This is a genomic window from Gelria sp. Kuro-4 (assembly GCF_019668485.1).
Lineage (GTDB): Bacteria > Bacillota > DTU030 > DUMP01 > DUMP01 > DUMP01.
In genome coordinates, this window is the sequence record NZ_AP024619.1 from 1,361,100 (window position 1) to 1,375,232 (window position 14,133).

At 63.4% G+C, this 14,133-nt stretch carries 15 protein-coding genes; 8 read left to right on the forward strand and 7 right to left on the reverse strand.

Going from position 1 to position 14,133, the window contains the following annotated elements:
• The first annotated feature begins 123 nt into the window (after positions 1-123).
• The 3 genes from leuS to K5554_RS06800 all read left to right on the forward strand — a co-directional run bounded on the left by leuS (position 124) and on the right by K5554_RS06800 (position 4,487).
• The gene (gene leuS / locus K5554_RS06790; RefSeq protein WP_221040386.1) at positions 124-2,610 is read left to right on the forward strand and encodes a leucine--tRNA ligase; all 2,487 of its coding nucleotides are present in this window, start codon (positions 124-126) and stop codon (positions 2,608-2,610) included.
• A gap of 141 nt (positions 2,611-2,751) precedes the next feature.
• On the forward strand, positions 2,752-3,405 hold the full coding sequence (locus K5554_RS06795; protein WP_221040387.1) for a helix-hairpin-helix domain-containing protein: 654 nt from the start codon (positions 2,752-2,754) through the stop codon (positions 3,403-3,405).
• Between the two features lie 59 nt (positions 3,406-3,464).
• The gene (locus tag K5554_RS06800) at positions 3,465-4,487 is read left to right on the forward strand and encodes an alpha-hydroxy-acid oxidizing protein (RefSeq protein ID WP_221040540.1); all 1,023 of its coding nucleotides are present in this window, start codon (positions 3,465-3,467) and stop codon (positions 4,485-4,487) included.
• Between the two features lie 122 nt (positions 4,488-4,609).
• Here the strand turns inward: K5554_RS06800 and K5554_RS06805 are convergent, their stop codons facing one another.
• On the reverse strand, positions 4,610-4,828 hold the full coding sequence (locus K5554_RS06805; protein WP_221040388.1) for a hypothetical protein: 219 nt from the start codon (positions 4,826-4,828) through the stop codon (positions 4,610-4,612).
• A 193-nt stretch (positions 4,829-5,021) separates the two neighbouring features.
• Between K5554_RS06805 and K5554_RS06810 the strand changes: the two genes are divergently transcribed.
• The 4 genes from K5554_RS06810 to K5554_RS06825 are packed head-to-tail and all read left to right on the forward strand — an operon-like array spanning position 5,022 to position 8,449.
• On the forward strand, positions 5,022-5,534 hold the full coding sequence (locus tag K5554_RS06810) for an RNA polymerase sigma factor SigX (protein WP_221040389.1): 513 nt from the start codon (positions 5,022-5,024) through the stop codon (positions 5,532-5,534).
• Positions 5,531-6,694 (forward strand): anti-sigma factor, encoded by a 1,164-nt coding sequence (locus K5554_RS06815; RefSeq protein ID WP_221040390.1) that lies wholly within the window; start codon positions 5,531-5,533, stop codon positions 6,692-6,694. The genes K5554_RS06810 and K5554_RS06815 overlap by 4 nt, the downstream gene beginning before the upstream one ends.
• A 2-nt stretch (positions 6,695-6,696) precedes the next feature.
• Complete coding sequence (locus tag K5554_RS06820; RefSeq protein WP_221040391.1) at positions 6,697-7,635, forward strand: ABC transporter ATP-binding protein; 939 nt, start codon at positions 6,697-6,699, stop codon at positions 7,633-7,635.
• The gene (locus tag K5554_RS06825) at positions 7,604-8,449 is read left to right on the forward strand and encodes an ABC transporter permease subunit (RefSeq protein ID WP_221040392.1); all 846 of its coding nucleotides are present in this window, start codon (positions 7,604-7,606) and stop codon (positions 8,447-8,449) included. Before K5554_RS06820 ends, K5554_RS06825 begins: the two co-directional genes overlap by 32 nt.
• Positions 8,450-8,765: 316 nt before the next feature.
• On the opposite strand, the gene K5554_RS06830 is transcribed toward K5554_RS06825, so the two are convergent.
• The 6 genes from K5554_RS06830 to K5554_RS06855 all read right to left on the reverse strand — a co-directional run bounded on the left by K5554_RS06830 (position 8,766) and on the right by K5554_RS06855 (position 13,150).
• A complete protein-coding gene (locus K5554_RS06830) occupies positions 8,766-9,542 on the reverse strand; it encodes an ABC transporter permease (RefSeq protein ID WP_370636973.1) in 777 nt (258 codons plus the stop codon).
• A gap of 34 nt (positions 9,543-9,576) precedes the next feature.
• Entirely contained in the window at positions 9,577-10,377 is an 801-nt protein-coding gene (locus K5554_RS06835) for an ABC transporter ATP-binding protein (RefSeq protein WP_221040394.1), read from the reverse strand.
• Positions 10,378-10,392: 15 nt separating this feature from the next.
• Complete coding sequence (locus K5554_RS06840) at positions 10,393-10,827, reverse strand: MarR family winged helix-turn-helix transcriptional regulator (protein ID WP_221040395.1); 435 nt, start codon at positions 10,825-10,827, stop codon at positions 10,393-10,395.
• Between the two features lie 222 nt (positions 10,828-11,049).
• Positions 11,050-11,187 (reverse strand): hypothetical protein, encoded by a 138-nt coding sequence (locus K5554_RS06845; RefSeq protein WP_221040396.1) that lies wholly within the window; start codon positions 11,185-11,187, stop codon positions 11,050-11,052.
• Positions 11,188-11,304: 117 nt separating this feature from the next.
• The gene (hcp, locus tag K5554_RS06850; protein WP_221040397.1) at positions 11,305-12,588 is read right to left on the reverse strand and encodes a hydroxylamine reductase; all 1,284 of its coding nucleotides are present in this window, start codon (positions 12,586-12,588) and stop codon (positions 11,305-11,307) included.
• A gap of 133 nt (positions 12,589-12,721) precedes the next feature.
• On the reverse strand, positions 12,722-13,150 hold the full coding sequence (locus K5554_RS06855) for an Rrf2 family transcriptional regulator (RefSeq protein ID WP_221040398.1): 429 nt from the start codon (positions 13,148-13,150) through the stop codon (positions 12,722-12,724).
• Positions 13,151-13,328: 178 nt separating this feature from the next.
• Between K5554_RS06855 and K5554_RS06860 the strand changes: the two genes are divergently transcribed.
• Entirely contained in the window at positions 13,329-14,117 is a 789-nt protein-coding gene (locus K5554_RS06860) for an IclR family transcriptional regulator (RefSeq protein ID WP_221040399.1), read from the forward strand.
• Positions 14,118-14,133: the final 16 nt, after the last annotated feature.

Below are 14,133 nucleotides of genomic sequence, written 5' to 3' on the forward strand. Positions count from 1 at the left end.
TCATCTTTGCCAAACAGGGTGGTACCGCGGGATGGTACATAACCTCTCGTCCCTGGCATGTCCAGGCGCGGGAGGTTTTATTATAGCAAGTGACGCCGGAAAAGCTGGAAGGAGAGGAATCCCTTGGCCGACGAGGAACGGTACGATTTTAAAGCAATCGAGGGTAAGTGGCAGCGGATCTGGGAAGAAGAGCAGGCTTACCGCGTTTTGAACCGCACGGACAAGCCGAACTACTACGTGCTGGAGATGTTCCCCTACCCCTCCGGCGCGCTCCATATGGGACACATCCGTAATTACTCCATTGGCGATGTGGTGGCGCGTTTTAAAACCATGCAGGGCTACAACGTGCTGCACCCCATGGGCTGGGATGCCTTCGGCATGCCGGCGGAGAACGCGGCCATCCAGCATGGTACGCAGCCGGCGGAGTGGACGCGGCGTAACATCGCCAACATGAAGGCACAGCAGAAACGACTGGGCACCAGCTACGACTGGCAGCGCGAGGTGACCACCTGCAACCCGGACTACTACCGCTGGACCGAGTGGATGTTTCTCCTGATGTACAAACGCGGCCTGGCGTACAAGAAGAAGGCGCCGGTAAACTGGTGCCCCTCCTGCCAGACGGTGCTGGCCAACGAGCAGGTCATCGACGGTGAGTGCTGGCGCTGCGGTACCCCGGTAGCGAAGAAGGACCTGGAACAGTGGTTCTTTAAGATTACCGACTATGCCGAGCGCCTGCTCGAGGACCTGTCGCTCCTGGGCGGCTGGCCGGAGCGGGTGCGCGTGATGCAGGAGAACTGGATCGGCAAGAGCGTCGGTGCCGCCGTGACGTTTCCGCTGCCAGGGCACAAGGAGGGCATCACCGTCTTTACGACCCGGCAGGACACGCTCTACGGTGTGACTTTCATGGTGCTGGCGCCCGAGCACCCGCTGGTGATGGAACTGGTTAAAGGTACGGAGCGGGAGGAGGCCGTGCGCGCCTTTGTCGAGAAGTGCCGGCAGCAGAGTGAGATTGCGCGTACCGCCCAGGACACGGAGAAAGAGGGCCTGGATCTCGGGGTGTACTGCATTAACCCCCTAAACGGCGAGCAGGTCCCGGTTTGGGTCGCCAACTACGTTCTCCTGGAGTACGGGACGGGCGCCGTGATGGGTGTGCCGGCGCACGACCAGCGCGACTTCGAGTTCGCCAAGAAGTACGGCTTCCCCATCCGGGTGGTGATTCAGCCGGAAGGCGAGGAGCTGGATCCTGCCCGTATGACTGCGGCTTATGCCGAGCCGGGGGTGCTGGTGAATTCCGGCCCCTTTAACGGCCTGCCCAACCTCGAGGCCCAGCAGAAGATCGGTGCCTACCTGGAAGAGAAGGGTTGGGGCAGGCGTACGGTCACCTACCGGCTGCGCGACTGGCTGGTTTCCCGCCAGCGTTACTGGGGCGCGCCCATCCCCATCATCTATTGCCCTCAGTGCGGCACGGTCCCTGTGCCGGAGGAAGACCTGCCGGTGCTCCTTCCTGAGAACGTCAAGTTCGACCCGGGCGTGATCTCGCCGCTCGCGCACGTGCCCGAGTTCGTCAACACCACCTGCCCGAAGTGCGGCAGGCCGGCGCGGCGCGAGACCGATACCATGGACACCTTCATCTGCTCTTCCTGGTACTACTATCGCTACGCCGACCCGAAAAACGCGGCGGCACCTTTCGGCAAGGACGCGGTGGAGGCGTGGCTCCCGGTGGACCAGTACATCGGCGGCATTGAGCACGCGGTGCTGCACCTTCTGTACTCGCGCTTCTTCACCAAGGTACTCTACGATGCCGGCCTGGTGAGCAATGTGGAGCCGTTCACCAACCTGCTCACCCAGGGTATGGTGATTAAAGACGGCGCCAAGATGTCGAAATCCAAGGGGAATGTGGTGAGTCCGGATGATATCTTCGCCAAGTACGGGGCGGATACGGCCCGGCTCTTCATCCTCTTTGCAGCCCCGCCGGATAAAGACCTGGACTGGAGCGACCAGGGCGTGGAGGGTGCCTGGCGTTTCCTGGGCCGCGTCTGGCGCTTGGTTATGAGCAACAAGGAAGTGTTCAGGCAGAAGGGTGACGGCGGCGGCGGACTGGCGCGGGCGGACCGCGACCTCCGGCGTAAGGTGCACGCCACCTTGAAGAAGGTTACGGAGGACGTGGCTGAACGCTTCAACTTCAACACCGCCATCGCGGCCGTCATGGAGCTGGTCAACGAGATCCACCGCTACCTGGAGCGCGTGCCTGTGGCCGAGCAGAAGGCGGCTGTTGTCCGGGAAGCCTTGGAGATTCTCCTTTTGGTGCTGGCTCCCTTTGTCCCGCACATCACCGAGGAGCTCTGGCACCAGACGGGGCATACCGATAGCATTCACCGCCAGACCTGGCCGCAGTGGGATGAACAGGCGCTGGCCGCCGAAGAGATTACCGTGGTGGTGCAGGTGAACGGCCGCCTGCGCGACAGGATGGTGGTACCGGCCGACAGCGCGGAGGACGAAATCGAGCGGCTGGCCCTGGGCCTGGACAAGGTACGGGCGCAGCTCGACGGCAAGCGGGTGGTCAAGGTGATCAATGTCCCCGGAAAACTGGTTAACATTGTCGCCCGCTAGCGGCGGCGACGAGACCCGTCAATGACCCCCGGTACAAAAACCGGCGGGTCCTTTCTTTCGGCGCTGCAGCAGGATTCTTGGCGCAAGGCGCGAATTCAAGAACCTGTCGACTATTGGCTGAGCAAGCAGGGAGGGAGGCAGGTGGGCAACCTGACGCGCACGCAGCAGTACCTGCTCTTCGGCCTGGCCGGGGTGCTCCTTGTGGCGGCCTCGCTGCTTTACTGGCGGCACGTGGCTGCTCCGGAAGCCGTGGTGATTGAACCGCCGCCGGCTGCGGGCCCTGCGGCTCCGCCCCAGGCGGTGACCGCGCCCGGAGCCGAGGCGGGCGCAGGGGCGGAGCAGCGGGCGGAAGTGGTGGTACATGTGGCCGGGGCGGTGGCCCAAAGCGGGGTCTACCACCTTGCGGAGGGAAGCCGGGTGGTGGATGCCATAGCGGCGGCGGGCGGCGCCGGCGCCGAGGCGGATGTGGACGCCCTCAACCTGGCCCAACCCCTGGTGGATGGTCAGAAGGTGTGGGTGCCCAAACGCGGAGAGGTTCCGGCAGCGGGGGCGGCCGGCGCGGCGGCGGGGGCTGTACCCGGGGGCTCGGCGGGCGGAAGCGGCAAGGTTAACATCAACGCCGCCGGCCTGGCCGAACTTGAGACCCTGCCCGGGATCGGGCCGGCCCTGGCCCAGCGCATCCTGGACTACCGGGCGGCGCACGGACCTTTTCGCAGCCTGGAGGATCTGAAAAACGTTTCGGGGATCGGCGACAAGAGGTTTGCTGAACTGAAGGACTACATCACACTCTACTGAGAGGGGGTCGCCTGGGACCGGCCGGCCTGCTCCAGGCGCTGGTGCGGACCAGCAAGCGCATGCAGTGGGAAGAGATACGCCGGAGCGCCAAGGAGAAACTGGAAGGAATCTGCCGCCTCTGTCGGGTGTGCGACGGGCGGGCCTGCGCCGGCGAGGTGCCCGGCATGGGTGGCGTCGGCAGCGGGACGGCGGCGCTGAACAACTACGAGGCGCTGCGCCGCCTTCGGCTCAACCTGCGCACGCTCCACGGGGTGAGCGAGCCGGATCTCTCCACGCAGCTTTTCGGCCGCCGCCTCGCCCTGCCGGTGCTGGGGGCTGCTGTGGCCGGGGTGAAGGTGAATTTCGGCGGGCGGTTGAGTGAGGAGGAGTTTGTTACCGCGCAGGTGCAGGGAGCAGTAGCCGCGGGAACGCTGGCCTTCACCGGCGACGGGCCGGTGCCCGAGGTGTACCAGGCGGGGCTCAAGGCCATCCGTTCGGCGGGCGGCGCCGGCATCGCCGTCATCAAGCCGCGCCTGCCGGAAGAGATCCTGGCGCGCGTGCGGCAGGCCGAGGCGGCAGGTGTGCTGGCGGTGGGCATCGACGTGGACGCCGCCGGCCTGGTGAACATGCGCCGCGCCGGGCAACCGGTAGGGCCCCTGGCGCCGGAGGTGCTGCGGGCGATCTGCGCCGCCACCCGCCTGCCGGTGGTGGTGAAGGGCGTCATGACGCCCGCTGAGGCGGAGCTGGCGCTGGAGGCGGGCGCGGCCGGCATTGTGGTTTCCAACCACGGCGGGCGGGCGCTGGACCACACGCCGGGGACGGCGGAGGTGCTCCCGGCGATTGCCCGCGCTGTGAAGGGCAAGCTCCTTGTTCTGGCCGACGGCGGCGTGCGCAGCGGGGTGGATGTGCTCAAGTTCCTGGCCTTGGGGGCGGATGCCGTGCTGGTGGGCCGGCCGGTGGTGTGGGCGGCCTTCGGCGGCGGCGCCGCCGGGGTGCAGGCGCTGTACGAAAAACTGGCCGAGGAGCTTCAAGCGGCCTTGATCCTCACCGGTTGCCCGCGGCCGGCGGCGGCCGGGCCGGCCCAGCTATTCGCCGCTGATTAGCGGTTGGAGAAACGAAGCGGCACCCCCGCGACGGGAGTGCCGTTTTTGCGCGCCGGAGATAAGATGTGATCCCGACCAGCTGGTGGCCGAGCTGCGCGGTGACAGTGAGGAGGGGTGCACTCTTACTGCTCATCCTGAGGGGGTGCTGGGGGCGGCGTGTAGGGTGGTGCAGCGGAGGCCGGCGGCTGGGAGCCCGCGATGCGCTCCAGGGCGTCGGCGCAGCGCTTGGTGGAGGTGGCCAGGAGCCAGAAGAGGTAGATGCTGAAAACGGTAAGACCGAGGGTGAGGAGAAACCAAAAGAAGCCGAAGATGGGGAAGGCAAAAGTGAAGGCTCGGCTCACAGGAACTCTCCTTTCGCGTGCAGGTTAAGCCCGGCAGTGCGCCGCCCGGCGCGCCGGGGCTTCTTTACTTATTTCGGCAGGCGGAGAAGATTTCCTGTGTCGGCCCTAAAAAGGGCTTTTCCTCTTGTCACAAAAGGCGGCTGCGAATTGTTATAGAAGTGAAAGGAAGTCGCGACTCGACCTTTCCGAGGGGGTGGCAGGGATCACCGAGGCATCGTTCCGCGCGCTGTTCGAGGCCCACTACGCTTCCCTCTGCCGCCGTCTGGCCCTTCTGATGGGTGACCCCTCCCTGGCCGAGGACGTGGTACAGGAGGCCTTCCTTAAGCTCTACCGCTCACCCCCAGCGGAGCTGACGAACCCCGGCGCCTGGCTGGCCCGGGTGGCCGTTAACCTGGCTTACAACCGCCTCCGGCGGGAGGGGCGGCGCGGCCCGCTGGAAGCGCGGGCCGGCGCCCAGGAAGCCGTCCAGACGGCACCTTCACCCGAAGAGGAGCTCATGGCAAAAGAAAAGCAGGTACAGGTGCGGGCGGCGCTCACGGCGCTCACGGCGCGCGACCGGCTGGCCCTGATACTGCGTTACTCCGGTTACAGTTACGCCGAGATCGCCGCCGTGATCGGGGTGGCGGCGGGCTCCGTCGGAACCATTCTCGCCCGGGCGCAGCGCAGCTTCCGTCTGGCGTACTTAGCGAAGGAGGGGATGAGATGACGGTGTGCGATCGAGGTCGACTCATGGCTTATCTGGACGGCGAGCTTGCGGCGGATCAGCAGGCGGAGCTTGAGGCGCATCTTCGGACCTGCTCCTCCTGCCGGGCCGACTTGGCGGAACTCAGGGCGGAGAAGGACAGTGTCAGCCGGATCTTGGCGGACTACGAGGCTCAATTAGCCCAACAACCCTTCCGCAGCGATGCTGCCTGGCGGCGCTGGTGCACCCGCCGGGAGCGGCATGGGTGGAAGAACAGTAGGAACACGAAACAAGGAGTGAGGGAAATGTTCTATCGTGTGCGGCGGGGCGTGGCGGCGGCCGCGGCCTGCGCCCTGGTGGCCGGGGCGTTGTCCTTTGCGCCCTTCAGGGCGGCGGCGGCCAATTTCCTGCAGGTGTTCCGGGTGGAGCGCCTGCAGGCAGTGGAGGTCAGTCGAGCGGATATAGAGAGCGTCTTGGATGAGCTGCGGCAGAAGGGCGGTGCGGCGAGCTTAGGGGAGCTCGGCCGGGTGGAAACAGTGCAGGAAGGCTCAGCCCGGAAAATCAGTTCCTGGGCGGAAGCCGGCCGGGTGCTGGGGCGCGAACTCCCGGTGCCGAAGCTGCCTGCTCCTTTAGGCCTGAAGGAAGAGTACGCTGCCTTCGACTATTCCCCGGCCTTCACCCTGAGCTTCACACTCACCCCAAAGATGAACGAGGCGCTCCAGGCTTTGGGGAGCAAAAAGCTTCTGCCGGCGGCGGTTCTGGGCAAAAAGTTTTCCCTGCACTTCCCGGGGTTGGTCAGGGTTCACTACGCGCGGCCGCGGCAGGATAAAGCCGGCCCGAATCAGCCCCACTATTTATCGCTGGCCTTTTTTAACGCGCCCGAGCTGCGGGTGCCGGAAGGGGTTGACGTAGAGGAACTGCGCAGCATCCTTTTGGATCTGCCGATACTGCCAAGCGATCTGCGCCAGCGCCTGGCGGCGGTGCGCGACTGGCAGCACACCCTTCCTGTTCCGAACCTGGAGGGCGGGCTGCACGAGGTGCGCATCGGCGATACCACCGGACTGGGTGGCGAAGAGCACGGCCAGGTCCAGCTCATGTGGCAGCGGGGCGGCCTGTGGCACCTCCTCAACGCCGATAACCTCAGCCTGGAGCAGGCTGCGGCCATCGCCGCGAGCTTAGAGTAAAGATGGCGGCCATCGAGACCTTTGCCTTGACCAAAGAGTATGTGCAGGGCGGCGGCTGCCGCGACGTGTCCCTGACGGTGGGCCGGAGGGAGATCTTCGGGCTCCTCGGCCCCAACGGGGCCGGCAAGAGCACCCTGGTGAAGACCCTGGTCGGCCTCCTTAAGCCGACGGGCGGCCGGGCCCTCATCCTGGGCCGGCCGCTCGGGGATCTGGCAGCGCGCCGGCGCATCGGCTTCCTGCCTGAGAGCTTCGCCTATCAGCCCTGGCTTTCGGCCCGCGAACTCCTGGCCTTCCACGGGGCGCTGGCCGGTCTCAGCCGGGAGGAGACCAAGCAGCGCAGCGCGGCGGTGCTGGACTTGGTCGGCCTCCGGGAGGTACCCGGCCGGATCGGCACCTTCAGCAAGGGGATGCGCCAGCGCTTGGGGCTGGCCTGCGCCCTCGTCGCCGACCCGGAGCTCGTCTTTCTCGATGAGCCCACCTCGGCCCTGGATCCTTTGGGGCGGCGTGCGGTGCGCGAACTGCTCCTCCGCCTCAAGGCCCAGGGGAAGACCGTGTTCCTCAACAGCCACCTGCTGAGCGAGGTGGAACTGATCTGCGACCGGGTGGCGGTGATTAAGGGCGGTGCGGTCATCTACCAGGGCGAGCTCTCGGGACTTCTGGCCGGCGCCCGGCGGGTGGAGCTGAAGCTGGGCGCTGTTTCGGAGGGGGTGCGCCGGGTGCTGGCCACCTTTGACCCGGCCTATGCGCTGACCGGACGCCTGGTCACCTTGAACGTTGCCACGGAGCAGGTCCCGGCGCTGGTGCAGGCACTGGTTGCGGCGGGGGCCGCGCTGTATGAGGTGAAGCCGGCCGCCGGCACACTGGAGGATGCTTTTGTGGAACTGGTCGGTACGGGGGGAGGTGGCGCAGATGGGGACCATCCTGCGCTTCACTCTGCATGAGGCGGTGCGCAAACGCCTGGTGCTGTTGGTGATCCTCCTCACGGTGGGCTTCCTTCTCCTCTACGGCTGGGGGGTGCACCGCGCCCTGGCGCTGCAGGCGGGGACGCACGCGGCGGACGATTGGTCCGCCCGGCTGAACCGCGCCGGAACGGCGGCGGCCCTCCTCAGCATCGGCCTCTACTTCGCCAACTTCCTCACCGCTTTCCTTACCATAGTGATGATGAGCGGAGCGCTGGCCGGGGAGGTGGAAAGCGGTACGGTGCACGCCGTCTTGGCGCGTCCCATCACCCGGCGCAGCTTTGTTTTGGGTAAGTTCGCCGGTTACCTGGTCCTCAGCCTGGCCTACGCGGCGGCGCTCTTCTTGACCATGCTGACCCTGGTGCGGCCCTACCTGCCGCTTTTTTACGATGACGTTCTCGCCGGGCTCGGCATTTTTCTCCTGCAGCCTGTGGTGCTGGCGGCGCTTACCTTAGCCGCCTCGGCGTTCCTCTCTACGCTGAACGCCGGCGTTCTCCTGGTTTCCCTCTACGGCTTCGGCATTGTAGGCGGTATGTTGGAACAAATCGGCACCGGCATGAGGCAACCGGTGCTGCAGAACATCGGCATCTTTTCCAGCCTGGTGATGCCGGCCGACGCCCTCTACCGCAAGGCAATCGCGGCCCTCTTCGACACCCTCAGCAGGTTGGTGGGATCCTACGGCAACCCCTTCGCCGCTGCAGGCGAGCCGAGCACGGCCATGCTCGTCTGGGCGGTGGTCTATGCCGGAGCGGCGGTGGGGCTGGCGGTGTATGCGTTTGAGCAGCGGGATTTATAGGTATGGGGACAGGTCGGCAGTTCGGGGCTTAGGTGAGGGTCCGACCTGTCCCCATGGCCACCTGCGGCTGCGTTTCTCGCGCTGGCTGGGTGTGCCGTGGAGGCTGCTGCAGTCTTTTGAGGTGGGGGACAGGTCGGCAATTCAAGGGGTTGAGTGGGGGACAGGTCGGCAATTCGGGGCAGGTGTTGAGGGCCCGACCTGTCCCCATGCCCGACCTGTCCCCATGGCCACCCGCGGCTGCGTTTCTCGCGCTGAAAGAGGGTGCCTTGAAGCTGCGTGGACTTCCCCTGCTTACGCCGCAAGCTTGCCCTGACCCTCAGATCACGATCCGTGGGTAGAGCTTAGCGGCGATCACCTGGATCACCACGGTGGCCCCGAGGAGCACCAACCAGTCATGGCCTGCCTGAGGCATGGCGCCTCCCAGCAGGTAGCCGCGGAGCAGGTTGACCACATAACTCAAGGGGTTGACGGTCGCCAGCAGCTGAAGCCAGGTGGGCATGATGGCGATGGGGTATAGGGCGTTACTGGCAAAAAAGAGCGGCATCGTTATCACCTGGCCGATACCCATGAAGCGTTCCCTGGTTTTCACGAGGGCGGCAAAAATCATCGAGAGGGTGGCGAAAAAGGAAGCCCCGACCACCACTGTCAGCATACTGAGGGCCACGCGGCCCAGGTGCCAGCGCAGGTCCAACCTTAGAACGACGGCAAGGAGAAGGATAATGACCACCTGGGCGAGGGCGCGCACCCCGGCGCCCAGGGCCTTGCCGGTGACAAAGGCGGCCCGAGGCACCGGCATGGCCAGCAGCTTTTGCAGGATACCCTGGTCGCGGTCCCAGATGATGCTGAGGCCGTAGAAAATGGCGATGAACATCATGGACTGGGCCAGGATGCCCGGCGTCATAAAGGTTTGGTAGTCGACATTGCCGGTTGGGATGGCGCGGATGCGAGAAAAGGCCTGCCCAAAGATCAGGAGCCACAGTGCCGGCTGCACGGCGCGGGTAAACAGTTCGGTGGGATCATGCCGCAACTTGCGGATTTCCATTTCCGCTACGGCCAGCGAGCCGACTAGGTAAGCGCCGATGGCTTCCGGCAGCGCTGAGGGGCATACCTCCGCCGGGGTATCACTTTCAACGGAAACGCTGGAGGCGACGGCGCATTTGGCGTGTTTCACGAAAATCACCCCCTGACTCCAACTGGTTGCCGGTGAAATAAGTAAAGACATCCTCCAAGGTGGCTTGGGGCTTGCCTGTCTGGTTTTTCAGCTCGGCCGGCGTTCCCTGAGCAACAATCCGTCCCTGGTTCATGATGGCCACGCGCTGGCAGGCGGCTTCTGCTTCTTCCATATAGTGGGTTGTGAGCACCACCGTGAGGCCCGTTTCTTGGCGCAGCAGCTCCAGGACGTGCCAGACGGTGTGCCTGGCCACGGGATCCAGCCCTACGGTGGGTTCATCCAGGATCAAGATCCGGGGCCGGTGCAGAACGGCCTGGCCGATTTCCAAGCGGCGCACCATGCCGCCTGAATATTCCCGCACCAGGCGTGCGGCCGCCTCTTCCAGGTCGAGCAGGGCCAGGACTTCGCCAATCCGCTTTTCCCGCTCTTGAGCAGGAATACGGAGCAGCTTAGCAAAAAACAGCAGGTTTTCGTACCCGGTGAGGGTGCCGTCGGCCGAAAGGGCCTGCGGTACGTAGCCGATGAGCCGGCGGACCAGGGCCCCCTGGCGGCTGACGTCCATACCCTCGACCTTTATCTGGCCGGCGGTGGGCGGCAACAGCGTGGTCAGTATGCGGATGGTGGTCGTTTTGCCGGCTCCGTTGGGACCTAAGAGGCCGAAGACCTCACCCTCTTCGACGTTAAAGGTGATGCCCGCCACGGCCTCATGGCTGCCGAAACGCTTCACCAGGTCTTTAACGGTTATTGCCGCACACATGAAAAGACCTTCTTTCTAAGTGCGGGGGAGTAATTTCTGCAGTAAGTGAAGGAGGGACGCGCGTTCCTCCGGGGAGAGCGGAGCCAAAAGCTCCGCCAGAGCCTGCCGTTGCCGCTGTGCCCACCGTTGCAGTACCTCCCGGCCGGTATCAGTCAAGCGGACGAGCACGATGCGCTCATCACTCTGCTGCCGCTCCCGCACCACCAAGCCACTCTTCTCCAGACGTTGGGCTGCTGTTGTCGCCGAACTGTTGGTAATACCCAGGCCCTGCGCCAGTTCACTGATGTTCATGGGCCCACGGCGCGCGAGCCGCTTCAAAAGCCAGTACTGCTCCGGGGTGATCTCTCCTTTGCGCACGGGGTGCGAGATAAGGCGCCACTCCCGCCAGAACTGCCACAAGGCGTCGATCAGGAAAGCGGTCGTTTGGTCTGGCTCCCGGCTTGCCGGCAAGTTCGTTGGCCTCCCTATAGTCGATTGCTGCTTTCATTCTATCGCTTTTATGTTGAATGTCAATATATTTGGCCGGGAAACCAACTTCCGCTGAGCTGAACATCAACAGTTCTTCTGTAAGCAGGCGTTTTCTTCAGGGACTTTGGTATGCCCCGTGAGCGCCGACCTGTCTTGAGCCAACAGAAAAAGGCGGGCCACTGCCCGCCCTCGCTGTTCTGCCTGCTACTTTTTTAAGGCTACCAAATACACTTCCTGGCCGGACCGGCCCGCGTTCAGCTTCGCTTCGGCCTGCCTAAGGGTCTCGAGCTGCTCCGGTGTCAGATCGGCCGCCTGCAGCCGCCCCAGGTTGGTGCTTGCCACGCGCTTCACCTCCTGGAGTTAAAGTAACCGGAGCCAGTTAGGTTCATGCAGCCAGGAGCAGACCGGGACATCGATAACTGAGAGACCCCGGTACCGGCTGCACCGGGGTCGCACTTCTCAGCCCAGAATTGCCTGGATGTCCGCTTCCGGGGTGGTGATGGGCTGGATGTTGTAGTTTTCCTGCAACACCTTGAGGACGTTGGGGGTGAGGAACGCCGGGAGGCTGGGGCCGAGGCGGATGTTCTTTATGCCCAGGTGAAGCAGGGTAAGGAGAATGGCCACCGCCTTCTGCTCGAACCAGGAGAGGACCAGGCTGAGCGGTAGGTCGTTTACGCCGCAGTCAAAGGCCTTCGCAAGCGCCACGGCCACCTGGACGGCGGAGTAAGCGTTGTTGCACTGGCCCATGTCGAGGAGGCGCGGGATGCCGTCGATGTCGCCCAGGTCGAGGTAGTTGAAGCGGTACTTGCCGCAACCGAGGGTGAGCACCACGCAGTTCCGGGGGAGTTTCTCCACGAACTCTGTGTAGTAGTTGCGGCCGGGCTTGGCGCCGTCGCAGCCGCCCACCAGGAAGAAGTGGCGGATCTTGCCCGCTTTCACGGCCTCGATAATCTTATCTGCCAGGCTCAGCACCGCCTGATGGTGGAAGCCGGTCATGGTGGTGGGACCGGGGCTTTCCGGCAGAGGCGGAAGCGCCAGGGCTTTTTCAATTACCGGGGCGAAGTTGCGGTCCTTGATGTGCGGTACACCGGGCAGCTCAGCGATGCCACAGGTGAACATGCGGTCCTTGTAGGAGTCCTTCGGGATGAGCACACAGTTCGTGGTGCCGAGGATGGCCCCGGAGAAGGCTTCGAACTCCTTGCGCTGGTTCTGCCAGGCGGTGCCGTAGTTCCCCACCAGGTGAGGGAACTTCTTGAGTTCCGGGTAGCCGTGGGCGGGGAGCATCTCGCCGTGGGTGTAGACGTTGATGCCGGTGCCCTCGGTCTGCTTCAGAAGTTCATACAGGTCGAGGAGATCATGACCCGTGACCACGATGCCGGGACCGGCCTTGGTGCCCACCTGGACCTTCGTCGGCTGTGGGGCGCCGAACCGCTCCACGTGCGCCTTGTCGAGGAGCTCCATTACGCGCAGGTTCATCTCACCGGCTTTGAGTAGGAGTTCAATGTGGTTTTCCAGGTTGAAATTAACGTTCGTGAGGGTGGAGAAGAGCCCCTCGCTGAAGAAGGCATCCACCTGTTCATCCACTGCGCCCAGCTCCCGTGCGTGGTAGGCATAAGCGGCGATACCCTTCAGGGCGAAGATCAGCGTGTCCTGCAGGCCCGCGATGTCCTCATTCTTGCCGCACACGCCGGCTTTGGTGCAGCCGGTTCCCCCGGCCGTCTGCTCACACTGGTAACAAAACATCTTGCGGTTCCTCCTCCTTCCAAATTAACCGGAGTCTGTCTTATACACGACGATTTTCATCCACTTTTGGGCACAAGAATCAACCGGAAAACGCTTTGGGCTTTAACTCACCTCCCCAATGCCGAAGTCGGGCTCAGCTCTTCTCTTTGAAAACACTGCGCTGCTCGCGGACAAGATCTTGGAGGGTGATGCCGGCCATGTACGCGGCCAGCTTCTCTTCCATGGCGATCCAGCTCTTTTTGAGCGGGCAGCGTGGCCCGTGCGGGCAACCATCTTTACCCAGTAGGCAGCGGTTCATGGCCACCTTACCCTGCATGGTTTCGACCACATCCAGCACGGTTACCCCCGACGGGTCCTTGGCCAGCGAGAACCCGCCCTGCGCCCCGCGGTGCGAGGTCACCAGGCCGCTTTTCACGAACCTCTGGAAGATCTTGAGCAGAAACTCCAGAGGAATGTCCTCGCTGGCCGCAATTTCCCCGGCACTTACCACCAGACCGGGCCGCGCCGCCAGGTACACCAGCGCCCTGAGCGCATAGTCAGTATGTCGCCTGATTACTTCCAATGGTCGTTACCACACCTTCTCATCCATACAAGATAAGCTTAGTCCAAATTGACCCGGGTGTCAATAGGTCTGCCCCTTATGTAATACATAATGCAACTGCTATTTCTGCTCAGAAGGAAGGAGATTAATACTTTACGTCGAATACATCCTTTAAAACAGATAAGAACGAGGGTTGAGTATGGCGAACAAAATGCGGGCGACAGGCGAGAAGGTGGTGGTACAGAGTGTGGACCGAGCTCTCAGCATTCTCGCCCTTTTCCGGACAGAGTCGTCCCTGGGGTTAACGCAAATAGCGGACCGGATGAATCTGGCAAAAAGTACTGTTTATGGGCTAATAGCCACGCTAGAAAAGCACGGTTACCTGGAGCAGGATCTAAATACAGGGAAGTATCGTCTCGGCGTGAGGCTCTTGGAGATGGGCGGGCTTTTCGAGAAACGCTTAAATCTACGGCGAGAAGTTGCGCCGGTGATGAAAAGCCTCGTGGAAAGGTTCGCTGAGACGGTCCAAGTTTCTATACTCGACGGCTGCGAAGTAGTCTATATCGACCTTTTAGAAGCGCCGACGTCGCTCAGGTTCACTGCCCGTATTGGCATGCGGGCACCTGCTCACTGCACGGCAACCGGAAAGGTAATGCTCGCTGACCTGCCGGAGGGCCTCTTGGATGAACTGTACGGTAGTGGCCCGCTGCCGATGTCTACCCCCCGTAGTATCTCAAGCCTTATCGCTCTTAAGGAACACCTTCGCCTCGTCCGCGAGCAAGGGTACTCTTTGGATGACGAGGAGGCTGAAGTGGGAGTACGAGGCGTAGCGGCTGGAATCCGAAACCAGGCAGGAAAGGTAATTGCTGGGATCAGCCTTGGCGGCCCGGCCAACAGGGTGACGTATGACGTGGTCCCCCAGTTCTCGCAGGCCATAATCAAGGCGGCAGCCCTGATCTCGGCCCGCTTGGGTTATCAAGAAGGTTAAGGTAGGGTTTTCTTGT

What these genes read in the sequence shown, in the direction of transcription:
- K5554_RS06815 (WP_221040390.1), top strand. Translation starts at nt 5,531, where the DNA reads ATGACGGTGTGCGATCGAGGTCGACTCATGGCTTATCTGGACGGCGAG.
- hcp (WP_221040397.1), bottom strand. Translation starts at nt 12,588, where the DNA reads ATGTTTTGTTACCAGTGTGAGCAGACGGCCGGGGGAACCGGCTGCACC.
- K5554_RS06820 (WP_221040391.1), top strand. Translation starts at nt 6,697, where the DNA reads ATGGCGGCCATCGAGACCTTTGCCTTGACCAAAGAGTATGTGCAGGGC.
- K5554_RS06800 (WP_221040540.1), top strand. Translation starts at nt 3,465, where the DNA reads ATGCAGTGGGAAGAGATACGCCGGAGCGCCAAGGAGAAACTGGAAGGA.
- K5554_RS06825 (WP_221040392.1), top strand. Translation starts at nt 7,604, where the DNA reads ATGGGGACCATCCTGCGCTTCACTCTGCATGAGGCGGTGCGCAAACGC.
- K5554_RS06835 (WP_221040394.1), bottom strand. Translation starts at nt 10,377, where the DNA reads ATGTGTGCGGCAATAACCGTTAAAGACCTGGTGAAGCGTTTCGGCAGC.
- K5554_RS06860 (WP_221040399.1), top strand. Translation starts at nt 13,329, where the DNA reads ATGGCGAACAAAATGCGGGCGACAGGCGAGAAGGTGGTGGTACAGAGT.